Source organism: Amycolatopsis circi (assembly GCF_003385235.1).
GTDB lineage: Bacteria > Actinomycetota > Actinomycetes > Mycobacteriales > Pseudonocardiaceae > Amycolatopsis > Amycolatopsis circi.
Window position 1 is genome coordinate 1 of record NZ_PQIA01000021.1, and the last position, 22,642, is coordinate 22,642.

The window sequence follows — 22,642 nt, forward strand, 5'->3', positions numbered from 1 at the left end:
CCGCCCAACCACGCCACCACCACTGCGCCCGCCACCACGCACCGAGCCGCCCGTACTTCCTCCGCCCACCAAGCACCGCAGTGCTGGCCCCGCGCCCTACGCGGGCACCCGTCGAGCCCAATCGCACCGTCACCGTCTTCCCCTCTCCCCCAGCGGACCACTTGCCCCCGCGGTCCGCATCCCTTTGCGCGGAACCGTTGCGCCGCAAGGGTGAACTCGTGAATCCGAATTCCGGCATACCCCCCGAACCGGCCGCCCGCCGGACAAGAGCAGCCGACCGCACCTTGACTTCATAATGGTCTAGTCCAATGCTTACCGCATCAATTTTCCGCATGTTCGCCGGAGGACAGATGCAGCGAAGCAGACTGGCCGCCACACTCGTCGCCGCCGCCACCGTGGCCGGGGCAGCTGCCGTCGTGGCCGCGACCGCCCACGCGCAGACCGGATCGTCGACCGGCCTCGACAACAACTGGTACGCGGCCGCGCCGTACCTCATGCCGCAGAGCAACAACCCGCCCGACCCGGTGACCGTCATGAACGCGACCGGGCAGAAGGCGTTCCAGCTGGCCTTCATCCTCGCGCCCAAGAGCGGCGGATGCAGTCCCACCTGGGACGGCACCACGCCGGTTTCCTCGGACACGACCGTCGGCGACGCGATCAACCGCATCCGCGGCAACGGCGGCGACGTGTCGGTTTCGGTCGGCGGCTACGGCGGGACGAAGCTGGGCCAGACCTGCGGCACCGTCGACGCGACCGCTGCCGCCTACCAGCAGGTCGTGGCGAAATACAACCTGAAGGCCATCGACTTCGACCTCGAAGAACCCGAGTACGAGGACACCGCGGCCATCGCGAACGAACTCGGCGCCGCGAAGAAACTGCAGGCGGACAACCCCGGCCTGTTCGTCTCGGTGACCATGCCGGGCACCGCGGCGGGCACCGGCTGGTTCGGCACCCAGTTGCTGGACCAGGCGAAGTCGATCGGCTTCTCTCCCAACGACTTCTCGATCATGCCGTTCGACGGCGGCTTCACCGGCGGCGGCGCGTCGCAGGTGTCGGCGCTCGAGGCGTTCCACGGCCTGCTCCAAAGCCATCTCGGCTGGGACAGCGACACCGCGTATTCGCACGAGGGTTTCTCGGGAATGAACGGGAAATCCGATTCGGCGGAAATCTTCAACGTTTCCGATTTCCAGACCGTGTACGACTACGCGACGAGCCACCACCTCGGCCGGTTCACTTTCTGGGCCGTGAACCGCGACCGGCAGTGCACGACGACGACCGACAACAGCGTGTGCTCGAATGTCCAGCAAAACGACTGGGACTTCACGAAGTTCACCACCCGGTTCGCCGGCGCGACCCCGCCGCAGACCACCCCGCCGACGAGCCCGACGAGTCCGACCAGCCCGACGAGCAATCCCCCAGGCACCTGCTCGGCTCCGGAATGGCAGAAAACGCAGGTCTACACCGGCGGCACCGCGGTTTCGCACAACAGCCACAAATGGACCGCCAAATGGTGGACCCAGGGCGAGGAACCCGGCACAACCGGCCAGTGGGGCGTCTGGACCGACAACGGAGGCTGCTGACCGGCTGGTTTTCCCGGTCGGGCGCTGTGTCGCGGATTCCGCGCCGCAGCGCCCGATCCGTCAGTCGCGTTGACGAATCAGGGCCGGACGCCAGGCAGGTGCGTATTCGCCCGGCGGACCTCCGAAGCCAGCGCGGGGACCTCGATCACCCGCCGCCCGGCCGCGACCAGCCGCTCGACCCCTTCGGCCTCGACGAACAACGACGGTTCCCGCCAGGCCATCACCACCCGCGGAATGGCCGTTTCGAGGATCAGCTGCGTGCAGCTTTTGGGGTGGGACGCGCGATCGCTGCACGGTTCGAGCGAGCTGTACATGGTCGCGTCGGCGAGCCGCGGGTCGTGCGGATCGAGCTTCGCCAGCGCGGCTTCCTCCGCGTGGTTGTGCGGATCACCCTCGCCAGAATGCCCGGTGGCGAGCACAGTCCCGTCGGGCAGCCCGACGACCGCGCCGACCCGGAACGTCGAACTCGGCGGGCATTCGTCGGCAAGCTCGATGGCTTGGCGCAACCGCAGCACATCGAGCGAGGACGGTTCAGTCGCGGCGCGATATCGCAGCACCGCGACGTCCCCAAGCCGCCGCACTTCCGTGAGTTCCAACGGCCGGGGGAACGTACCCGGCCCGAGAAACCGCGGCGCTCGCGGGTCGCCGACCATGATCGGCGCGACCGCGAGCCGGAGTTCGTCGGCGAGGCCGGCGTCGAGGAACTGCGTGTGCACCGCCCCGCCGCCCTCGACAAGCAAAGTCCGGATCCCGCGCGCGCCAAGGTCGTCCAAGACGCGCTCGAGCTGTGGAGGACTGCCGACATCCACCACAGTCGCGACCGCGCTGAGGCTGTCCGCGCTGCCTCGCGGCGCGTAGACGAGCTTCTCGGTGTCGCCGACGGTGAAGAACCGCGACGCGGGATCCAGTTTGCCGCTGCTCGTCACCGTCACTTTGACCGGTTGTTCCGGCCGCCCCGACGCGATCCGCTCGCGGCGCAGTTCCGCCGAGCGCACGAGGAGCCGCGGATTGTCGGCCCGGACCGTGCCCGCGCCGACGAGGACCGCGTCGGCCTCGGCACGGAGCCGGTCGACCTCCGCGAAGTCGTCCTCGTTGGACAGGAGCAGACGGGTGCTGCCGGCGTCGTCGAGATAGCCGTCCAGCGATTGCGCCGCGGACAGCAGGACGTGCGGCCGCCCGGTCATCGTGCCCATCCGCTCATCGTGCTCCGGCCAGGTCAGGCGGGCACCACGGCGTACTGGCGGACGTACAGGTCGGTGTAGGTCACCGGTCCGCGCGGACCCGGCACCCGGTCGAGGTTGATGCCGGTTTCGGGCACCGCGAGCAGCTTGAAGCCGTCCAGCAGCCGGGTCGGCGCGTTCCAGAACACGCCGGTGCCGGTGTAGCCGTCGAAGAACTGCTCCGCGGCCGCCGGGTTCTCGGTCGCGATCCCCGCGGCGAGCCCGGACGTGCGCTCGTTCGCGATCTCGACCGCGTCGACGAGCCCGCCGACCTTCTCCACGGTGACGGTCGCCTCCCGCTCGGAGTCCAACGCCCACTCGTAGCCGATCGGATGCTCGTGCGGCGCGAGCGAAGGCGTGACGCCCCGCTCGGCCAGCGCCGACTCGATCTGCGGCCACACCGTGTCGTGCACGTCCTCGTGGATCAGCAGCAGGTTCAGCCGGTTGCAGACGCCAAGCCGGTCAAGACTCGAGAACACGAGGTCGCGGACCTTGCCCGCGTCCGCCGCGGCGTCGACGTACAGCACCCCGCCACCGTCGGCGTGCGCCAACGTGCGCACCCCGTGCACCGCGGCCTCGGTCGCCAGCTCGCGCGTGCTGTCGCCGCTGCCGCGCAGGATGACGAGCGGCACGAGCCCCGGCAGCCGAACCAGCGCCGACGCCGCTTCCCGCTCAACGCGCGGCACCAACTGCACGACGTCCGGGTTGATCCCGGCAGCCTCGAGCGCGGGCGCGATCACGACGTCCCGCAACCGCTGCGCCGAACCCAACGCGGCCGATCCGGTCCGCAGCACGCCGCCGTTACGCGACTTCACCAACTGCGACGCCACATCGACGGTCACGTTCGGCCGAGCCTCGTAGTTCGCGCCGATGACGCCCACCGGACGCCGCCGCTCGACCAGCCGCAGCCCACCGTCCAACGTGGACACCTCGACGGACCGCTCCTGGTGCGGCGCGCTGGCCAGCAGCCGCAGCTGCGAAGCCATCCCGTCGAGCCGCTCGGGCGTGATGGTGAGCCGATCGAGCAGACCGGCGCTCATCCCGTCGGCCGTAGCCTTGGCGACGTCGGCCCGGTTGGCCTCAAGCACCTCGTCCCGGTGCTCGACGAGCCGCTCCGCCATCCCGACGAGCGCCGCGTCCACCGCGTCGTCCCCGGCGGCGGCCAACGACGGCGCAGCCGCCTTCGCCGCCCGCGCACACTCCTCGACGGCCTTCGCGACCTCGTCCATCGCCTGTCTCCCTCCGGCGGCTCAGCAGACGTCCAGTCTGCCGTACCGCCCACATGGGGAGACGACGGGCTCAGCCCTCGGGACACTCGCGGCATCAGTTTCCTGGTGGACAACGTGGTCGACAACGCCGCCGCTCACCGGCCGCTGTGTCCTGGCCCACGCCTCCTCAGCCCACAGCCGGGACACCAACCCGACGCGGCCGAGCCACGGCACGCTCCACAGTGCTTCGACGTCCACAGCGTCGCCCGCTCACGATCGAGCGTGAGCCAGCATCACGCGTCAGCCCGCACGGCCCGCAGACGCCCGCTCTCGCGCACCTCGACGCCCCAAGGCGTCCACCTCGCCCAGCCCAGCCCAGCGCCCAGCCACGGCATGGCATGGCATGGCATGGCACGGCACGGCACGGCACGGCAGCTCATCACGCATGAGGTCATCCCCGCGCGGCCCAGCAACCGTCCGCCCAGCAGCAACCGTTGGCTAAGCAGCGCCCCGCCCCCAAGCAGTGCCCCGCTCCGCAGCAGCGCAACGTCCACAAGCCTCGCGCCGAAACACCGCCCACGCCACAGCCCAACGGCCCCGCGCAGTCACACCACGCGACCAAGCCACCAGCCCGCGTCAGCCCGCCGTACGCCAGAACCCCAACGGCCGCATCACAACGCCAACGGCTGCAGCAACCACAAGCCGCCCGCGATAACGCAGCTCACCGTGAGCACGCCGAACACCAGCACCCACAACACCGCGGGCACGGCGGTCAACCGGCTGAGCTGATCGGCGTCGGAGTCCCGCGCCTGGCCACGTCGCCGCTTGAGCTGAAGCTCCACCACCGGCCGGACGCCGCCGAACAACAGGAACCAGGTCAGCAGATACACGAACGGCGCCTGCACCACCTTCGGCGCGACCAGAGCCACGAGCCCGAGCACGACCGCACTCGCCACCACCGTGAACACGCCGTAGGCATTGCGCACCATGATCAGCACACCCAGCAGCAGCAACGCGACCAGCACGAGAACCGCGGTGATCAGGTCAGCCCCGGCCAGGCTCGCGAACAGCAGTCCCAAGACCGACGGTGCGACGTACCCGGCCAAGGCCGTGAACGCCATTCCCGGTCCCTCGGGCTTGCCGCGCGACACAGTGACCCCGGAGGTGTCCGAGTGCAGCCGGATCGACCGCAGCCGCCTGCCGACCGTCACGGCAGCCAACGCGTGGCCAGCCTCGTGCACGATCGTGATGACGTTGCGCGCGAACCGCCACGGCGTTCCGCCGACGAGCACCACCAGCAACGCGATACCGCCGGTGACCAACGTGATGACGCTCGGCGTGTTCGCCTGTTCCAGCGCCGCACCGATTGTCCCCGTGCCCGCGGCCATGACCGCACCAGAGATTTCTCCGGTGCCCGGACGAGCACTGAGCACAGTCGAGACGGCGAGTGCAGGCGTAATCACGCGGACACCTCACCACAGGCCCTATTTGGCCGCTGTGAGTGCCCAGGCGACAACCGTCGACCGCGATTCGGTATGGGGCGCGGCCTCACTTCATAACGTCTCCTTCCCGTCGATCCGCGACTTCAGCCACCGCTCAGTCCGCCACCTCCCCGGATGCCGTCGTCCGCAGCCGGTCGAGGCGGAAAAGATGCGCGACCCAGGACCGATACGGACGCCAATCCTCAGCCAGCGGTTCAAGCTCGTCCGCCGGCGTGTCGGGAGGCAACGCGTACTCCGCGCACAGGATTTGGTGAAGCTGGGTGTCCAGCCGAGGGAAGAGATCGGGATGGCCCGCGCCGTGCAGCAGAATCTGCTCGGCGGAGAACGCTCCGATGCCCGGAATCGCGCACAGCCGCGTCATCGCGTCGGAGATCGGCATCGCCAGAAGCTCTTCGGTGTCCAGGCGGCCATCGGCGGCCGCCCGCGCGACAGCTCGGAGCCGCGCGAGCCGGAACGGTCCCACCGACGGTTCGTCACCCAACTCGGCCAGAATCTGCGGTGCGGGAAAAGAAAACGGCCCATCGTCACCCACTTGACGGCCGTGCCGCGCCGCGAGCTGTTCCCGAAATCGCATCGCCTGCCGTACCCGCATTCCTTGCGTGAGCACGGCCCAGCAGGCCGCTTCGTACGGCGACGAATGCAGCACCGGGCGCGCTCCGCTGTGGCGAGCCTGAAGCCGCCGGACCACCGAGTCGCGGCTCGCGACCTCAGCGAAACCGGATTCGTCGACATCGAGCGAGAGCATCCGGCTCACCTGCGCGACCACTCGCGCGGCGATCTCCACCGGCGCCGCCACGCCGACTTCGACCGTGCCCGGGGATCTCTGCCGGATCGCGGCTCCGGCATGAGTCCAGGTCCCGTCCACCGGGAACGCCAACCGCAGCACGCCCGGTTCGGCGGCGAAGGATCCCGCCGGGCCCGCACCGGCGAGCCACTGCGACGCGGCACTCAGGTCGAAGGCCCCGTGCACGGCGATCTCGCCGGTCGGAAGGTCGATCGGACGCAGGATCGGTGCGGTCATCAGTCAGTCCTCCTCGCTGGTCTCCGCGAGTCGGAGACCGTGCGGACGACGTTAGGAACAGGCACCGACAATGCGGACACTCGAACGCTTGGTCGGACAGATCTTCACTCGAACGAGTGAGCGGTTGATGCCGCATACTGCCGGTATCCCACCGAGAGGACCCCCGTGCCCCACCCCAGCACCCAGCAACGGCTCACCGATCTGCTCAGCGAGCCCGCCACGACGGTCGACGGCTTCCTCGACACGCTCGGCGACGCTGCCCAAGCCGGACCGCCCACCGGCCTCACTCAGCGGCTCATGCGCACCACGCTGCTGCCGCAGGTCTACGAACGTTACTGGCGGCCAGTGCTCGGCCGGGTCCTCAAAGGCCCCAGCGGTCCGAGCATGACCGACGAAGTCGCGCTGGCCTCCGCGCGGCTCGCGCTGGAGCCTGGCCAAGTCGCGCTCGACGTCGCGTGTGGAACTGGCCGGTTCACGCGCGCGTTCGGGGACGCAGTGGGACCGGGCGGGCTCGCGATCGGCTTGGACGGCGCACGCAGCATGCTGACGCGAGCGGTCGAAGAAACTGATTCGCCTGCCGTGACTTACCTTCGCGCCGACGCGGTAAAGCCGCCATTGCTTTCGTCCACTGTGGACGCCATCTGCTGTTTCGCCGCCCTGCACATGTTCGCCGAGCCGGAACGCGCGCTTGATTCGTTCACCCGGATCCTGCGTCCCGGCGGCCGGATCGTCCTGCTCACGAGCGCTCGCCGCGACTGCCAGGCAGCCCGGATCGCTGACACCGCAGGAGGAATCGTCAGCGGACAACGCATGTTCGACCGCGGAGAGATCGCCGCCGGCTTGCGCGCGCGTGGTTTCGACGAGGTGCGCGAGCAGTACTTCGGGGTCGCCCAACTCGTCTCCGGTCGACTGTCTGACGTGCAGTGATCCATTTCTGTCGGGGTTCGGCGCTAGCATTCCCCGCATGACCCACGCCGCACCTGTCCCGCCCGACGACAGCCACCTCCGTTCCCTCGTCGAAGCCACCGCCGATGCCGTGGCCGCCGCCGAACCGCTCGCCTCCGATCACGCCGGAGCTGACGCGGAAACCCGTGCTGCGGTTGAAGAAGAAGTGCGCTCCCGAGCCGGCGAACTTGTCGCGCTCAGCCAGGACTTGCACGCGCATCCGGAAGAAGGGTTCGCCGAGCACCGGTCAGTCGGCGCGCTCGCCGACTTGCTGCGTGCTCACGGACACGAAGTCACCGTCGGGCTCGGCGGGCTGGATACCGCGTTGCGCACCGGAACTCCAGACAATGACGGGCCGCACATCGCAGTCTTGTCCGAGTACGACGCGCTGCCCGGATTGGGCCATGGATGTGGACACAACGTCATTTGCACTGCCGGAGCCGGCGGTTTCCTCGGTGCGGCAGCAGTGGCCGAACGACTCGGCGGACGCGTGTCGCTGGTGGGCACTCCCGCGGAGGAAGGCGGTGGCGGCAAGGAAACGCTTGCGCGTGCTGGGATCTTCGACGATGTCGACGCGGTGATCATGCTGCATCCGTTCAGCCACGACATCGCCCTGCACCCGTTCCTCGGCAGGCGACAGCTGGAGATGGTGTTCCACGGCGTCGGCGCGCATGCTTCGGCGCAGCCGTTCATGGGGCGCAATGCGCTCGACGCGGCGGTGGCGGCCTATCAAGGGGTGTCCGCGCTGCGGCAACAGTTGCCGTCGAGCGACCGCGTGCACGGCATCTTCACCGATGGCGGCGCACGGCCGAATGTGATCCCCGCCCGGGCAGCTCTTCTGTTCTATCTCCGGTCGGCGAATCCGGAGACGCTGCGCGATCTGGCCAACCGGATGACCGCGACCGCCCACGGCGCAGCAGAAATGACTGGCTGCGGGGTGGAATTGCACTGGGACGAGCAGCCGGCGTACCTGCCGATCCGGTTCAACACGACGCTGGCCGGCCGGTGGTCGGTCAATCAACAGGGCACCGGGCGGAAACCGCTGCCGCCGGGCATCGTGCCGGAGTTCCTGACCGGGAGCACGGATCTCGGGAACTTGTCATTCCGGATGCCCGCCCTGCATCCGATGATCGCGGTGTCCGGACCGACGGTCGCCTTGCACACCAAGGAATTCGCCGAGGCTGCCGGGTCGCCGACGGGTGATCAAGCGGTCGTCGACGGTGCGCTGGGCCTGGCTCTGACCGCCGCCGACTATCTCGCCGACGCTGGCCTGCGCAAAGCCGTGCACGACGAGTTCGAGGCATCGGGAGGGGCGCTGGACGTGCCTAGTTTCTTCGACTGACCCAGTGTTGGGATAGGCATGGATGACGGTGGGTCGCGAAGGTGGAGAGGAGGTGCGTCGACCGGTTTGACGAGTTGGCTTAGGCCGACGGTCGTGACGATTGCGGTGGCGAGCACGGTGGGCTCGTGTCCTGACGGCACGGCACGGCACGGCACGGCACGGCACGGCACGGCACGGCACGGCACGGCACGGCACGGCACGGCACGGCACGGCACGGCACGGCACGGCACGGCACGGCACGGCACGGCACGGCACGGCACGGACGAGGATGCACTTCCTGAGAACGGCTGAGAATTCTCAGCTGATTCTTCTCAGGAAAGCCTGAGGGTTTTCCACAGGCTGCTCATAAGCGCGGGCGCGAGGCTTGTGTCATGACCGAGAACGAGAGCCGGCCCGGCCCCGCTATCCCCGGTGGGCACCAGCCGCACCAGAGCAGTGAGCAGTATGGCCAGTACCGGGCCGGGTCGAGTCCTTTCGTCGCCAACCAGGGCCACCCGCGTGGTGTCGAAGGCGGTCCGGCCGGGCAAGCCGGAGCGTATGGCGTGCCGCCGATCGCCGCGAGCGCTCACCAGGCGAGGCTGAGCAACGCGCAGCCACCTAGCGCGTCCGGACCGAGCGTTGCCCGGCCAGTCCAGCCAGGCACCGCTCCGCAGCCGAGGCCGAACACCGCGCCCGTGCCGAACCCGAACGCCGCACACCACCAGCCTGGCACCCAGCAGCACCACCAACCCGGTACCCAGCAGCACCAACCCGGCACCCCGCACTACGGACCGATGCCGCAGCCCGCGCAACCACCAGCGGCGCTGGCCGGCCCGCGGAAGCGGCCTGGCCGCCTGACCGCCCTCGTCGGAGCCACCGCGCTCGCCGCGGCCCTTCTCGGCGGGGGTGCCGGCGCGGCGATCGTCGGGCTGACCGGCGGTTCCAGCGCGTCCTCGACCACCGCGTCGTCCGCCACGACCGGGCAGACCATCAGCAACACCACCGCATCCGGAGACGTCAGCACGGTCGCCGCGAAGGTGGTGCCCAGTGTCGTTCAGGTGAACGTCACGACCGGGCGAGGCACGGCGATCGGATCGGGCGTCATCCTTACCGCTGACGGACGGATCCTCACCAACGCGCACGTCGTCCAGGGTGCACAAACCGTCACGGTCGCCACCTCGGACGGCAAGAAGTACCAGGCCAAGGTCGTCGGCTCGGACACCAAGAGCGACATCGCGGTGCTGCAGGCGCAGGGCGCGAGCGGACTCACCGCCGCGACGCTCGGCGATTCGAGCAAGCTCGCCGTCGGGCAGCAGGTCATCGCGATCGGGTCGCCGGGCGGGCTGCAGAACACCGTCACCACCGGCATCGTCAGCGCGCTCAACCGGCCGCTTTCCGACGTCGGAGGCGGCGACGGCGGCGATCAGCAGAACTCGCCCTTCGGCAGGCAGACCTCGAACGCCACGTCCGGCCCCAGCTACACCGCGATCCAGACCGACGCCTCGATCAACCAGGGCAACTCGGGCGGCGCGCTCGTCGACAGCCAGGGCCGGGTGATCGGCATCAACTCCGCGCTCTACAGCCCGAACTCCTCGGCGGGCAGCGTCGGGATCGGGTTCGCCATCCCGATCAACGACGCCAAGAAGATCGTCGACCAGATCGGCAACGGCTGACCGGAACTCCGGAGGCGGACCGCGGTCGGGGCGGCCCGCCTTCGCTCCTCACTCGGGACGGTGAGGAAACCTGGCCGCTCTCTCCGGGAATTCGGGGCCTGGAGAGAGCGGCTTCTTCACGCCCCCGGCAGCTCGTAGACCAGCGTGAACGCGTGTTTGCCCGCCTCGTCCACGTCAATCTCGGCCGTTCCGGAGATGCCCGCCAGCTCGTCCGTTCCCGAGCCGGGGAGCAGGACCAGCGACAACCCCTCGTCCCCCGCCGTGTGCCGGAGGACGAAGCTCCCCTTCCGCCCGTCGACAGAACCGGTAAAACGTTCGAAAGCGACGTACGCACGCGAGGTCTCGTTCGACGCCGTCAGCATCTCGACCCGGCTGGTCCCCTCGACCGCTCCGGTGAACGTCTTCTCGATCAGCACCTGCGCGAACGCCGTGCCACCGGCTTCGTCCTGCGCCTGCGGCTCCCATTTGTCCAGCTCGAACGCGGCGACGGCGGTACTGGTCATGCTGCTGCTCCTCTGCCGGAAACTCGGTCCCGGACAGTCAACCGCCGATACCTGCCATCTCCTGTCAGGTATCTCAACGCCGCCGGTTGCCGAACAGCCCGCGCGAGAACTCCCGCCCGAGCGAACTCGCCGCCGAGCGCATGAACGACTTCACCGCCGGGTTGCTCAGCACCTGCGAGATCATCCCCGGCTCCTCCTTCTCAGGCTTCGGAGCGGCTGGCACCTCAGCTTCGGCAGCGGGCGTGGAGGGCTCGGCAGGCGTGGCCTTCGCCGTCAACTTCTCGTACGCCGACTCCCGGTCGATCGTCTCCCCGTACTTCGCGTTCAGCTCCGACGACGCGACCGCCGCACGGATCGCGTCCGCCCCGGTCGACCCCATCTTCGACCGCGGCGCACGCACCCGCGTCCACGCGACCGGCGTCGGCGCCCCGCGTTCGGACAGCACGGTGACGATCGCCTCGCCGATCCCCAGCGACGTCAACGCCGTCTCGAGGTCGTAGTGCGGTGACTTCGGATACGTCTTCACCGTGCGCGCCAACGCCTTCTGGTCGTCCGGCGTGAACGCGCGCAACGCGTGCTGTACCCGGGCACCGAGCTGGGACAGCACGTTGTTCGGGATGTCCGTCGGCAGCTGCGTGCAGAAGAACACGCCGACGCCCTTCGACCGGATGAGCTTCACCGTCTGCTCGATCCGCTCCAGGAACGCCTTCGACGCGTCGGAGAACAGGAGATGCGCCTCGTCGAAAAAGAACACCAGCTTCGGCTGGTCGAGGTCGCCCTCCTCGGGCAGCTCCTCGAACAGTTCGGCCAGCAGCCACATCAGGAACGTCGAGAACAACGCCGGTTTGGACTGCAGGTTGTCCAGCTCCAGCAGGGTGATGACGCCCTTGCCGTCCTCCTGGCGCATCAGATCGTGGACGTCCAGCTCGGGCTCGCCGAAGAACTCCTCGCCGCCCTGAGCCTCCAGATTGGACAGTGCGCGCAGGATCACGCCCGCCGTCGCCGCGGACACCCCGCCGATGCCCTTGAGGTCTTCCTTGCCTTCGTCGCTCGTCAGATGCGTGATGACCGACCGCAGGTCCTTGGTGTCCAGCAAGGCGAGACCGCGCTGGTCAGCCCAGTGGAAAATCAGGCCGAGCGTCGACTCCTGCGTCTCGTTCAGCCCCAGCACCTTCGACAGCAGCACCGGCCCGAAGCTGGTGATCGTCGCGCGCACCGGGATCCCGGTTCCGCTGGTGCCGAGCGACAAGAACTGCACCGGACCGGCCGCGGGAGCCCAGTCGTCGCCCAGTTCCGCGGACCGTTTCGCGGTGCGATCACTCGACTCGCCGGGCGCGGACAGCCCGGAGAGGTCGCCTTTGACGTCCGCCAGCACCACCGGAACCCCGGCCGCGGACAGCTGTTCGGAGATCAGCTGGAGGGTCTTGGTCTTGCCGGTGCCGGTCGCGCCCGCGACCAGGCCGTGCCGGTTCAACGTCGCCAACGGCAGCCGGACCGCGGCCGACGCTTCCGTCTTCCCGTCGATCACCACCGCGCCCAGCTCGACCGCCGCCCCGTCGCTCGCATATCCCCGCGCGATCTCCGCCGCTGGTCCCGACGCTTGCTCGGCCACTGGCCGCACCCCGTTCCGAGTCCGAAATCACCCTTCGCTGCACTGGCTGACCGAGCGTAACGCGCCGGAAGCCCAGGTGACGCCGCTGATATCCCCGTGTCGGGTTAGGGTGGTGCGGGTGAACGACCATCTTGTCTGGATCGACTGCGAGATGACGGGGCTGGACCTCGGCAAGGACGCGTTGATCGAAATAGCCGCTCTGGTGACCGACGCCGACCTGAACGTGCTGGGCGAGGGCGTCGACATCGTCATCCACGCCGACGACGCCACGCTCGACGGCATGCCGCAGGTCGTCCACGACATGCACGCCAAGTCCGGCCTCACCGAAGAAGTCCGCGCCTCGACGACCACGCTGGCCGAAGCCGAGCAGCGCGTGCTGGAGTACATCCGCGAATGGGTCCCGGACCCGGCCAGCGCACCGCTCGCCGGCAACTCGATCGCCACCGACCGCGGCTTCATCGCCCGCGACATGCCTGCGCTCGACAGCCACCTGCACTACCGGATGGTCGACGTGTCGTCGGTCAAGGAGCTCGTGCGCCGCTGGTACCCGCGGATCTACTACGCCAAGCCGGAGAAAGGCCTGGCGCACCGCGCGCTCGCGGACATCAAGGAGTCCGTCGGCGAACTCGAGTACTACCGCGCGATCGCCTTCGTCCCCCAGCCCGGCCCGACGAGCGACGAGGCCAAGGCCGCCGCCGCCGAAGTGCTGGAACGCCACCGAGGGTGACCCCCTGAAAAGCGCTCGCGGGCACCCGCTAGGATTGCTTCCAGCAAGGCGATCGCGAGATCTTTTTGCCAGATGGTGGCTATAGCTCAGCTGGTAGAGCACCTGGTTGTGGTCCAGGAGGTCGCGGGTTCGAGCCCCGTTAGCCACCCTTGCACCCCGGCTTCTTCTTCGGAGAAGCCGGGGTTTTGTCATTTCCGGAGTACACTTGCCGACAGCGGTGTCGCGCAGGTCACTGCGGCTTCTCTGCTGCCTAACCTCCGCCGCACGGGTCGCCGCTTGTCGGGTTCACGGTGGGTTACTGCCGCTGACCAGGGCTGTTGCTCCGGCGGACCGAAAAGGGGACCCCCCTGGAACGGGGCCTGAACGCCCTGCTAATCTTTTCCACGTCGCCGAGGGAAACCACAGCGACGGGAAGCACCAAGCGCCATTAGCTCAATTGGCAGAGCAGCTGGCTCTTAACCAGCGGGTTCGGGGTTCGAGTCCCTGATGGCGCACCCTCAATCCCCAGGCTCGAGAAGTTTTCGGCCTGGGGATTTCGGTTTTCTGGAAGGGTTTCTTCCGTTTCCGGACTGTCCACTGTGGTCGTTGGCGAGCCCGAGGCGAGCCCGAGACTTCGCGCCGACTGCCGAGGGATGATCGCCGCCGTCGCCTCCGCCGCCGCGAACGCTACTTGTGGCAGGACGGTGGTGTAGGTGTTGGCGGTGACGGTGATCGAGGAGTGCCGCAGCATCCGCTGCACGACCTTCATCTCCACCCCCGCCGCGAGAGCCAGCGTCGCCGCGCCGTGGCGCAGATCGTGCAGACGGATCGGCGGAAGCCCGGCCTGGCGGATCAGCTCATAGAACACGTCGGTGACATGCGCCGGGTGCAACGGGCTCCCGTCCCACTGGGTGAAGGCCAGGTCGTGTTCCTTCCACTGCGACCCGAGACGCGCCCGGTCCGCGTCCTGCACCTGCGAGTGCCGAAAATTACGTCCAAGCAGGTCAAGCCGCGTGTTGGTACTCGTGGATGAGTCCGCCGAGTCGGTCTTCTCGGCGTACGGCGAGGTGTTCGATGCGGTCGAGCTGAAGGGGCTGAGGCCGGGTTCGCAGCGGTGCCGCAGCAGCCAGTGATCGGTGGGTTCGGTGCCGGTTGTAATGCTGCTCGTACTCGTTAAGCACGCGCCGGAGGTGGGTCTCGTTCCAGATCAGCGTGCGGTCCAGCAGCTCGGCGCGCAGTGTCTTCACCCACCGTTCGGTGATTGCGTTCATCCGGGGCATCCGGACACCGGTCAGCACCGTGGTGATCCCGGCGCTACCCAGGATCTCGTCGATCAAGGCGGGATACTTGGCATCGCGGTCGCGGATGAGGAACCTGAACCGTGCGAGGCTTCCGGCGTCCTCGAGATCCATGAGCAGGTTGCGGACGGCCTGCGTCACCCAGGCATGCGTGGGGTGCGCGGTGGTGCCGAGAATGCGGACGCGCCTGCCAGTGTGGTGAATGGCGACGAGGATGTACTGCCGGGCTCCGGTGAGGGTGATGGTTTCGATGAAGTCCATCGCCAGGATCGCCTCGGCTTGGGCACGGAGGAAATTTGCCCAGGTGACAGTCGCGCGTTGCGGTGCCGGGTCGATGCCATTGGCCTTGAGGATCTCCCAAACACTGGAGGGAGCGATCACGATGCCGAGGAGGGCAAGTTCGCCGTGGATGCGCCGGTAGCCCCAGGAGGCGTTCTCGGCTGCCATGCGGAGGACGAGACGGCGGATCGACGCGACGGTACGCGGACGCCCAGGCCCGCGGTCGGCGCTCGCGCGGGCATGGCGGCGTTTGGCTAGGTCGCGATGCCAGCGCAGCACGGTGTCCGGGCCGACCAGCAGGCGGAGCCGACGCAGTGTCGCACGGGCCAGCGGCACGAGCAGCACCGCCAACAGCGCCCGGTCCTCGGGTCGTAGCCGTGGGCGTTGGTCGCCAAGTTGTCGTTGCAGGATGGCGAGTTGGTGGCGTAGAGCGAGGATTTCGATGTCCTTCTCGCGGTTGGTCATCGGCAGTAGTCGCAATGCGGCGAAGGCGTGGGTGACGGCGAGATAGGCGAAGCGAACGAGCACGAGCCGCGATCATGCCCGACGGCGATCAGTCACACGCCGATGGCCCCTGACCTGCATGGACGGATTATTCGGCACGCACAGCATCCAGAGGATCCAAGGAATCGCGCAAACCGTACATCGTCCCTGCGCGGAAAATCAGGACGCCGCCCTCAGCGCTGTTCTCCCTCGCGGTCACCGCCAAGGAGAAACCCAGAGGCGACGCGTACTCTCTCGAAACTACCGATTCTAAGAAAGCCGCAGAATCGCTCGTCGATCAGCGCGTTATCGATGCGTTAAGCAGGGATCAGGAAGGGCGAGAACTTCTTCAAGCCATTCAGCTGTCAGCCAGATTGACCACTTTGCGACGCGCGATAAAAGAATTCGAGACAGCCCTCGCCGCAGGGAACGAGAATGAAATATTTTTTCAGAAATGGCTAGAATCTCAGAGCTGGGCATTCGGAAACGCCTACACATTTCGCGACGAGGTACGAGCGATCGCCCTCGGCGATCAGGTTGACCATCTGGTCAAGCATACGGCGCACGGACTCCGAGACATATTCGAACTCAAACGGCCGGACAGCAGGCTCCTCCTGTGGGACAACGACCACCGCAGCTACTACTGGTCGGCCGAGACATCACACGCCATCGGACAGTGCCATCGCTACCTCGACGCTCTGCACGACGAAGCACGCAATGGCCTCCGCGACAATCCGGACATCGTCGCCTACCATCCACGAGCGTTCATCATCCAGGGCCGGTCCGCCGGCTGGAGTCAAGCGCAGCTCAACGCCCTGCACGGCCTCAATTCCAGGCTCCACGGGATCCAGATCATGACCTACGATCAGCTCCTCGCCCAGGCCAATCGACTACTGGACACACTGAGCACGGAGACGCATGCTCATGCCGATTGAGTGGCAAAGCTTCGATGAGCCGCACGAACGCATTCTTCCTGCTCCAGGTTCGCATACAACGACGACCGTACTGCCGAACTCGGCGACGCCACCGCAGCACAAGGTCGCTGGCGTGTGGCGGTCATAGGCCTCGGCGACAGAACCTAACGCCGGGACTTCGCCAGCCGCGCCAGCCTGGTCGTCGGCTTCACTCAGTTCTTAGTCGGGTAGCGGTACCGTCTGGTCGACCGCCGCAGTTTTGATGACCCTAGTAGCATGTACAAGAGCCAACTGCCCCTATTGTCCCCGGTCAGCCTAGGTAGGCCGCTCGATGATGGGCACCACAGTCCAGAGGCGAAGGACCATGGCTGCGGATCCTCGATGTTGGCTGAACGGCTGGACCTGGTCGGGCGAGGTGGGCACGCCCCCAGACGGGCATAGCAGTTCCAATTTCGGCCTGTTCTTCCTCGCAGTGTTGGCGTGCTCCTCGCGGAGATTCCTGCACACATCGTGGCCGATCCTGCGCGTGCACCGCCGCACGCAAGTCGCTGAAGCAATGAAGCAGCTCCTCACACGGCCGAACGCTAGAAACCGCTGAAAACCCAGCGTTGGAAGCTTCTCGATGGCCGCCTCCGAAATTGTTGCCACTGTGATCGGATCGGACAAACGGTCCTTCGTCGTCACCGCGACCGAAGATGTTGCCCGTGCCTGCCGGAAAGATCCCCGGTATCGCCTGACCTCTGGAAACGGCGAACCTGCTTCCGCCCTGCGACCCTCTCATGGGAGCTTCGATGTCCACCTAGCCCAAGCGGTCAGGAAACCGCCGATCTAGGCGCTTTTCAATATCGCGCATCTGTTTCGAAACGATCGCAAGCCTCTCCAACGCGTCTGCGCCTTCTACTTTATGAATGAATTCCCGCTCACGGTCCATACCCTGCGACCACACTTGGGATATGAAACTCCCGATGCCGAACAAGGATCCTACCGTCAGCGCTATTCCCAGCTCGGCACCACTTTTCAATGCAATCAGAGTGATTCCCGCACACAACGCAAGAGTATGCCAAACGACAAAAATGCCGAAAATCTGGACCGTTCCAACGGAGCGACTCAAGCTAATTCGACCCACACTAAAGTTCCAGGCTGTCAGCTCTCTACGCAGGCTCTCGTAGCGCTCGATGACGTTAATGGCTTCCGCCAGGAGCGTTTCGTCTCGCTCCGGCGAGCTATCGTGCGATGAATCCATGCGAGGTATGTCGCGACCGGCGACTCCGCGTTACGCGGGCATTCAGCGGCAGCCAGGGCACCGACCGGCCACGACGCCACCTACGGCCCGCTCCCCCAGCAGGTCTGCAGCGGTGGCTGAGCACGGCGCTCCCCGCCGACACCACGTCGCCGGTGACGGCGAGTGCCGCGACATGCGGTCAGGCGCTTCAGCGTTCGCCCGGTGCCTATGTTTCCGGCGCTGCGGGTGCGATCCGTCGGGTGGGCCCGACGTTTCTACCTATGCCCATACCTTCCACTCCTCGCTGAACGACTGCCAAGGGTGCTGTCCGGAATCGTGTTGGTCCGCCAGCTGTGCGACGCCTTCTGCCCACATTGGAAGGTCTGCCATCTCCAGGAGTAGCCGCCGTTGCATTTCACCCCAGCGAAGCTCGATGGTTCGAGCGCCTCGGTGCGCGCGGAGCACCACCTCGTCCGGCTTGACGGTCTCCTGATCGCGAGGGAGTACCCACTCCGCAGCGAGACCTGCATCGTCCAATGCGGCCGTCAGCGCCTCGCTAGACATCGTCACGAAGTACATGGCGTAGTCGGTGATCAGCCGCGCGCACAGCGCGGACGGCAGCGGATAGATCGACCACGGAGGCATCGTCGGCGAACGCGCAACCAGGTCATCGCTGCGCGCATAGACCAGGTGCTTCGCATCCAGGATATGCGCCCGTTTGACGGCCTGGAGGTGCTCCGCGGCCGTCCGGTCGATAAATTCGCGTTCGGACCACAGGTCATACCCACGCACGATGTCGACTGCAACCAGAGCCCGGCCACCGGGAACCTTCATCCCCTGCATGCCACGCTGGCAGGCGAGGCCGAATGCCGCGCCCAGCAGGTCGAGGTGCGTCTTGTACTGGATGTCGAGCGGCACCAGCCGACCGTGCAGGCCGCCGGGCAACGGTCCACCGGAGCGAATCGCTTCCTCGGCCATCCGCTTTCGCCGCGCTTGCTGCGACACGGTGCGCTTGGGATCGGACTTGATCTCGTGCAAGTACGCCTCATACTCGTTGCCGATCTCCTTGAACGAGGTGGCGTCGCCGATGGTCAGGCACGAGGTGAGATCATGCAACAGGACGAACCGGGCCTCGTCGCGCCACCACTTGGTCGCAAACTCGCGTTCGGTCGCCAAGCCCTTTTTGCCGGTCATCGGGCCAGGGTGCTGATTCCGAGAGAGCGCGATGATGACGCGCCGGTCGTAGCTGAACACCCGCCAGGCCAGACCATCAGCGACCGACCGCAGTTGACGGTCTACTCGCTCGCAGATATCCGCTTCCAGCTCCCAGGTCTCCGGACTCGTCACCGGCTCTGCGGACCTCAACTCGGGGGCGTTTGCCGGCACTGACTTGCCCTGCCGGAGCAGCTTCGCCACACGCCGGCACGCTGCCCGACGTTCCTGGACCTCAAGCACTCGCCCGAGCAGGTCCTGCTGGAACTCGTAGAAGTCTCCGGCAGTCCGACATTTCCGCAACGCAGTGATCAGCTGCACCAGCGTGCCGACCGCGTCCTGGTGGATCGGGTGTCGGAAGATCTGGTTCGTTCGCTCGACAGGCATGTCGTTGAGCAGCGGCATCAACCCAGCCTCCCACGAAATCGCCGAGTACCACATCGAAAGGTGCGCGGACTGCTTGAGGACGCGTGGTTCGAGCACGGGGCTCGACCAGAGGACCACACGAAGGAGATCCTCACTGTGGCCTCGGTCTTCGGTGATGGTGTCGACACCGCTGGGCTACGCGCGGGCGGTGTAGTCGCCCGCCGGGACGGCGGCGCGAGGAATTCAACCTCGGCATCGGCGGCCCTAGAGGCGGGTGAGACCCGCCGAGACTCGAGTTCCCGGACTCGAATCGGACCTTGTCGATGCTGACCGCTGGACTGGCCGACGACACATTCCAGCGAAACCGTTCCGGCCGCAGGATGCACACGGCGGATTTGTGCCCTTTCGGGACGGATCGTCGTGGTGATCTTGCCGTCGGCAACGTGCATGCCACATGCGCACCGGTGCCGAGACGGGCATACGGATCGAGCGCCGCGGCCCGCGTTGGTCGCCGTTGTTTGCGTCTGCAGACCGGGAACGCGCTGTAACCTCTGATTATCTCTTGGTTCGTCCGCGTACTGAAAGAATCGCCAGACCCAGCAGCACAGGACCGCTAAGGCGTACGAGAATCTGAATGGCTACGCCCCATCCAGTGAGCCGGTCGGAGGTGCTTCCGCCGATGAGTTTGGTGGCCGCGTCAGCGACATGGACCAGGGATGCCGACCACGTGTGCGGATCCGCGAAGCCATACCGGTTCATCAGCGTTGCGCAGGCCAGCATGAGCACGGCCAGACAGCCCACCGCTCGCCAGCCGCGCAAGCCGTAGCCGGACGTCAGCCAGTACAGCCGCAAGACAAGCCCCTCCGCGCTCCGTCGAGGAGTTGCACGGCGCCGCATTTCCATCTCGCCGAAGTAGAAGTCGGCGGCGTTGGGCTCGTCCTTCGCGTCTTCACGGGCTTTGCGTAGCTGCCGATACACCCGTGCCGCATCCTTGGCGTCGATCGGTCCCACCGATGCTGTGAGGTCCTGCAGCAGCGGCGCCCAGTCGGCTCCGGACGCCGAGTCGGTGCGCACCGCTGCCTCTTCCGCGACGATGCGGCGCTTTGCGCGCTTCAGTACCCAAGGCCACCGCCGGGAGATCCGGAAGCGGTGCGGAGTCCACGGAAAGGAACCCGCTTCGAAGCGAAGCTTGTCGAGGTTGTAGACGTCGCTGAGCAAACAGGTGCCCAAGCTGACCGCGGCGAGCGTGAGATTAGTGACGTCCGTGCCGCTGAGCGATCGCACCCGGCAAATGGACCTGCTGTCAATCGTGGCTGGCGCTGCGAACCGGGCCTTCTCCAAGATCAGGTCAGCATGTTCGAGCACTAGCGAGGATTGGACAGCGAAGGTGGTGTTCACCAACTCCATCCGGCCTACCTCGATGTCGAGGTCTACCGCTCCATCGAACCGGACGTGCTCGAACCGCAAACGATCTCTGAACACGCGCCGCGGAAGCTGACCGGCCCGAGGAACCGAACATCGCGAAACACGACCGGGGAGTGAAACTGGGCCGAGTCGAAGATGACCGGGCCCTGGAACTCCACGTTGCGGAACGCGACCTCGCCACAATAGGTCCCAGAGTGGAAACTCACCGAGCCTGCGAAGGTGACATCGCAAATCTCGAGCGGCGCACTGGATTGCATCCGGTCGAGGCTCAGCGCACTCCGGAAAGTCGAGCTCTCAACCATGAACCGCCCTGAGGCGGCTGCATCCTGAAGGCGGACGTCGGCCTTTGCGTCGAGTCTGCTCAGTTCGAGGCCTGCGGCATAGCTCCCGGCATTGAGCGACAACTCGCTCCCGGTCTCCGACCGTTCGATCAGGACAGGATCGGCCGCACTCACTGCGTCGAGGGAGAGCTTTCCGTCGAAGACGCAGTCAGTCAGCATCAGCGGCGTGAGCAGGGCGGCGGCCACCAAAGTAAAGTCGTCTCGGAACACGCAGTCGACGAAGCACAGCGGTCCTTGGGCAGTGCTCCGGTCGAGCGTGACGGGACCGATGGACTCGACGTTGTCGAACCGCATGGCACGCTGGAGAGTCCCACCGCGAAAGTCGATCCCTTCGGTGATCGAAACCCGGGTGAAGTTGGCCGCGCCGACGACGGCGGCGACCATTTCGATACTCGCGACAGCAGCGTCGGAAACCGACAACGATTCGACCGTCGTCAGGCTGATCCTGTGCTGCACATCCTCACGGCGGCCCACTCAACCGATCTTACTGCGGCAGCCGGTGGGTCGGCTGCATGTCACGATCAGCAGGTGGCCGAGACCCGCTACCGGACGCCGATCCGACTAACGCTGACCGGTCGGCACCTGAGCCTCGACACCGACACCCTCGAGGTCACCCTCAAGGGTGGCCGCCGTTGTGATCCCGTTCGGAGTCTGGACATCCGACGCGCTGCGCCGCTACGGAAGGGCCCGCGAGTAGTCCCCGGACCCGCAAAGCTGCAGCCCAGTCCTCACAGATCTACCTTGACCAGGCACCCGGTCCTCATCATGCCGACCATCCCTCGACCGCACTCAGATCCGCGTCGCGCCAGTGCATCAGCCCGGCATGACCAACGCTTGACGTTAGTTCACGCATCGGAGGGGACGCCACCTCATTCACCGATACCTCTGCGCGGATCAGCAGCGGCACGATCCTCAAACTCGGAGCGAACTGCCTTGACGAGCCGCCGAGCCCGTGCGGCACCAATGCCGAGTCGGGCGCGCAGCGTGTCAGCGGATATCGGCTTCTGGTGCACTGCGCGATGAGCCGCATCTTCTCTTCGCGCCTCGATCAACAATGCATCCATGCTACGACCTGCTTGCTCGATGCCCGACTGCATGAAGTCCTCGTCGAGTCGAGTCCGCGTACCCAGTGCGCCGTCATCGAGGTCCGCGAGGGCTGCACACTCGGGCGGATCGACCTGGCATACGACCGGCTCGCCGGGGTACTGATTGCCAATCGCGGGCAACAAGCCAGGACCGACTTCTGACCAGCCGATCAAGAGAAGAGGGCCCACTGCGTCGAACGCCGCCTTACCAAACTGGCCTGCCAGGCGAGGCTCCGCCACATTCAGCGCAAGGGTGACCACGCTAGCAACGATCAGCAGGCAGCGAACAGGCCGGAGCACGCCGGGGGGAGCGCCCACGAGCGCGAGGTGCCGCGTCGCAAGCAGAAGCCCAAGGATAGAAAGATCAACTGCGGGAGCGGCCAACGGCGCAACCCAGAGGGGCACGCCGAGACGAAGCGCCAAGGTGAGCACGTTGCCGAAACCGAATAGGAACGTTAATCCGACAACCGTACCCATGATCCCGGAGACAGCCCGAACGATCGCGTCACGATCGGTCTGGGGCCTGGTGCCCAAACCGAGCCCGTTGGCCGCCATCAGACGCCGCCGCGCTTGCGGACCTGAAACTGCCCTCGATCACCAGCATCCCGCTCGAAACCCGCTGGTCAGAACTGGGACCGTCTGCATGTAGCCCTGCCCAGGGCTCGAACCTGCGACCGATTCACGGTGACGATGGCAGTACACTCGGCAACGCTCGCCTCCAGCAGA

19 protein-coding genes, 2 tRNA genes and 1 pseudogene are annotated in these 22,642 nt (G+C 66.7%); 9 read left to right on the plus strand and 13 right to left on the minus strand.

What is annotated here, in order from left to right:
* Positions 1-350: 350 nt before the first annotated feature.
* Positions 351-1,580 carry a chitinase gene (locus D0D37_RS11430; RefSeq protein ID WP_116200493.1) on the plus strand — a complete coding sequence of 410 codons (1,230 nt, stop codon included), beginning with the start codon at positions 351-353 and terminating at the stop codon, positions 1,578-1,580.
* 77 nt (positions 1,581-1,657) lie between these two features.
* On the opposite strand, the gene D0D37_RS11435 is transcribed toward D0D37_RS11430, so the two are convergent.
* From D0D37_RS11435 to D0D37_RS11450, 4 genes are all read right to left on the minus strand, one after another.
* Positions 1,658-2,764: a dihydrofolate reductase family protein gene (locus D0D37_RS11435; protein ID WP_162834175.1), complete on the minus strand. Its 1,107-nt coding sequence runs from the start codon at positions 2,762-2,764 to the stop codon at positions 1,658-1,660.
* A gap of 32 nt (positions 2,765-2,796) precedes the next feature.
* On the minus strand, positions 2,797-4,029 hold the full coding sequence (locus D0D37_RS11440; RefSeq protein ID WP_116200495.1) for an aldehyde dehydrogenase family protein: 1,233 nt from the start codon (positions 4,027-4,029) through the stop codon (positions 2,797-2,799).
* Between the two features lie 650 nt (positions 4,030-4,679).
* On the minus strand, positions 4,680-5,396 hold the full coding sequence (locus tag D0D37_RS11445) for a M50 family metallopeptidase (protein WP_116200496.1): 717 nt from the start codon (positions 5,394-5,396) through the stop codon (positions 4,680-4,682).
* Between the two features lie 208 nt (positions 5,397-5,604).
* Complete coding sequence (locus tag D0D37_RS11450) at positions 5,605-6,531, minus strand: DNA-3-methyladenine glycosylase family protein (protein ID WP_116200497.1); 927 nt, start codon at positions 6,529-6,531, stop codon at positions 5,605-5,607.
* A gap of 165 nt (positions 6,532-6,696) precedes the next feature.
* On the opposite strand from D0D37_RS11450, the gene D0D37_RS11455 reads away from it, so the two are divergent.
* The 4 genes from D0D37_RS11455 (at position 6,697) to D0D37_RS11470 (ending at position 10,470) form a co-directional block, all read left to right on the plus strand.
* Positions 6,697-7,458, plus strand: coding sequence for a class I SAM-dependent methyltransferase (locus D0D37_RS11455; RefSeq protein WP_116200498.1), 762 nt, complete (start codon positions 6,697-6,699; stop codon positions 7,456-7,458).
* Between the two features lie 37 nt (positions 7,459-7,495).
* On the plus strand, positions 7,496-8,818 hold the full coding sequence (locus D0D37_RS11460) for a M20 family metallopeptidase (protein ID WP_116200499.1): 1,323 nt from the start codon (positions 7,496-7,498) through the stop codon (positions 8,816-8,818).
* Between the two features lie 93 nt (positions 8,819-8,911).
* Positions 8,912-9,109 (plus strand): hypothetical protein, encoded by a 198-nt coding sequence (locus D0D37_RS11465; RefSeq protein WP_162834161.1) that lies wholly within the window; start codon positions 8,912-8,914, stop codon positions 9,107-9,109.
* Between the two features lie 383 nt (positions 9,110-9,492).
* Positions 9,493-10,470, plus strand: coding sequence for a S1C family serine protease (locus tag D0D37_RS11470; protein WP_162834176.1), 978 nt, complete (start codon positions 9,493-9,495; stop codon positions 10,468-10,470).
* A gap of 116 nt (positions 10,471-10,586) precedes the next feature.
* On the opposite strand, the gene D0D37_RS11475 is transcribed toward D0D37_RS11470, so the two are convergent.
* Positions 10,587-10,973 (minus strand): DUF3224 domain-containing protein, encoded by a 387-nt coding sequence (locus D0D37_RS11475; RefSeq protein ID WP_116200501.1) that lies wholly within the window; start codon positions 10,971-10,973, stop codon positions 10,587-10,589.
* A 73-nt stretch (positions 10,974-11,046) separates the two neighbouring features.
* Complete coding sequence (locus D0D37_RS11480) at positions 11,047-12,585, minus strand: helicase HerA-like domain-containing protein (protein WP_116200502.1); 1,539 nt, start codon at positions 12,583-12,585, stop codon at positions 11,047-11,049.
* A 118-nt stretch (positions 12,586-12,703) separates the two neighbouring features.
* On the opposite strand from D0D37_RS11480, the gene orn reads away from it, so the two are divergent.
* The 3 genes from orn to D0D37_RS11495 all read left to right on the plus strand — a co-directional run bounded on the left by orn (position 12,704) and on the right by D0D37_RS11495 (position 13,806).
* Complete coding sequence (gene orn, locus D0D37_RS11485) at positions 12,704-13,312, plus strand: oligoribonuclease (RefSeq protein WP_116200560.1); 609 nt, start codon at positions 12,704-12,706, stop codon at positions 13,310-13,312.
* A 75-nt stretch (positions 13,313-13,387) separates the two neighbouring features.
* Positions 13,388-13,460: transfer RNA gene (locus D0D37_RS11490), tRNA-His, on the plus strand.
* Between the two features lie 273 nt (positions 13,461-13,733).
* A tRNA-Lys gene (locus D0D37_RS11495) sits at positions 13,734-13,806 on the plus strand.
* Positions 13,807-14,000: 194 nt separating this feature from the next.
* On the opposite strand, the pseudogene D0D37_RS48775 reads toward D0D37_RS11495, so the two are convergent.
* A pseudogene (locus tag D0D37_RS48775) lies at positions 14,001-14,264 on the minus strand (tyrosine-type recombinase/integrase); the annotation flags it as partial.
* A 31-nt stretch (positions 14,265-14,295) separates the two neighbouring features.
* On the minus strand, positions 14,296-15,396 hold the full coding sequence (locus D0D37_RS11505) for an integrase core domain-containing protein (RefSeq protein WP_116200503.1): 1,101 nt from the start codon (positions 15,394-15,396) through the stop codon (positions 14,296-14,298).
* 329 nt (positions 15,397-15,725) lie between these two features.
* Between D0D37_RS11505 and D0D37_RS11510 the strand changes: the two genes are divergently transcribed.
* Positions 15,726-16,286, plus strand: a complete 561-nt coding sequence (locus D0D37_RS11510) for a Shedu anti-phage system protein SduA domain-containing protein (protein WP_162834162.1) — start codon at positions 15,726-15,728, stop codon at positions 16,284-16,286.
* Between the two features lie 778 nt (positions 16,287-17,064).
* Here D0D37_RS11510 and D0D37_RS11515 read toward each other — a convergent pair.
* The 5 genes from D0D37_RS11515 to D0D37_RS11535 form a co-directional block, all read right to left on the minus strand.
* A complete protein-coding gene (locus D0D37_RS11515) occupies positions 17,065-17,508 on the minus strand; it encodes a hypothetical protein (protein WP_116200505.1) in 444 nt (147 codons plus the stop codon).
* 258 nt (positions 17,509-17,766) lie between these two features.
* Entirely contained in the window at positions 17,767-19,104 is a 1,338-nt protein-coding gene (locus tag D0D37_RS11520) for a hypothetical protein (protein WP_162834163.1), read from the minus strand.
* Between the two features lie 516 nt (positions 19,105-19,620).
* Positions 19,621-20,472 carry a hypothetical protein gene (locus tag D0D37_RS11525; protein WP_116200507.1) on the minus strand — a complete coding sequence of 284 codons (852 nt, stop codon included), beginning with the start codon at positions 20,470-20,472 and terminating at the stop codon, positions 19,621-19,623.
* A gap of 23 nt (positions 20,473-20,495) precedes the next feature.
* Entirely contained in the window at positions 20,496-21,305 is an 810-nt protein-coding gene (locus tag D0D37_RS11530) for a pentapeptide repeat-containing protein (protein WP_162834164.1), read from the minus strand.
* A 395-nt stretch (positions 21,306-21,700) separates the two neighbouring features.
* The gene (locus D0D37_RS11535) at positions 21,701-22,471 is read right to left on the minus strand and encodes a hypothetical protein (protein WP_244223474.1); all 771 of its coding nucleotides are present in this window, start codon (positions 22,469-22,471) and stop codon (positions 21,701-21,703) included.
* Between the last annotated feature and the right edge of the window lie 171 nt (positions 22,472-22,642).

Bases quoted from the DNA above. Each gene is read 5' to 3' on its own strand.
- D0D37_RS11450 (WP_116200497.1), bottom strand. From the start codon at position 6,531: ATGACCGCACCGATCCTGCGTCCGATCGACCTTCCGACCGGCGAGATC.
- D0D37_RS11515 (WP_116200505.1), bottom strand. From the start codon at position 17,508: ATGGATTCATCGCACGATAGCTCGCCGGAGCGAGACGAAACGCTCCTG.
- D0D37_RS11460 (WP_116200499.1), top strand. From the start codon at position 7,496: ATGACCCACGCCGCACCTGTCCCGCCCGACGACAGCCACCTCCGTTCC.
- D0D37_RS11445 (WP_116200496.1), bottom strand. From the start codon at position 5,396: ATGGCCGCGGGCACGGGGACAATCGGTGCGGCGCTGGAACAGGCGAAC.
- D0D37_RS11475 (WP_116200501.1), bottom strand. From the start codon at position 10,973: ATGACCAGTACCGCCGTCGCCGCGTTCGAGCTGGACAAATGGGAGCCG.
- D0D37_RS11535 (WP_244223474.1), bottom strand. From the start codon at position 22,471: ATGGCGGCCAACGGGCTCGGTTTGGGCACCAGGCCCCAGACCGATCGT.
- D0D37_RS11525 (WP_116200507.1), bottom strand. From the start codon at position 20,472: ATGGAGTTGGTGAACACCACCTTCGCTGTCCAATCCTCGCTAGTGCTC.
- D0D37_RS11435 (WP_162834175.1), bottom strand. From the start codon at position 2,764: ATGACCGGGCGGCCGCACGTCCTGCTGTCCGCGGCGCAATCGCTGGAC.
- D0D37_RS11520 (WP_162834163.1), bottom strand. From the start codon at position 19,104: ATGCCGCTGCTCAACGACATGCCTGTCGAGCGAACGAACCAGATCTTC.
- D0D37_RS11430 (WP_116200493.1), top strand. From the start codon at position 351: ATGCAGCGAAGCAGACTGGCCGCCACACTCGTCGCCGCCGCCACCGTG.
- D0D37_RS11440 (WP_116200495.1), bottom strand. From the start codon at position 4,029: ATGGACGAGGTCGCGAAGGCCGTCGAGGAGTGTGCGCGGGCGGCGAAG.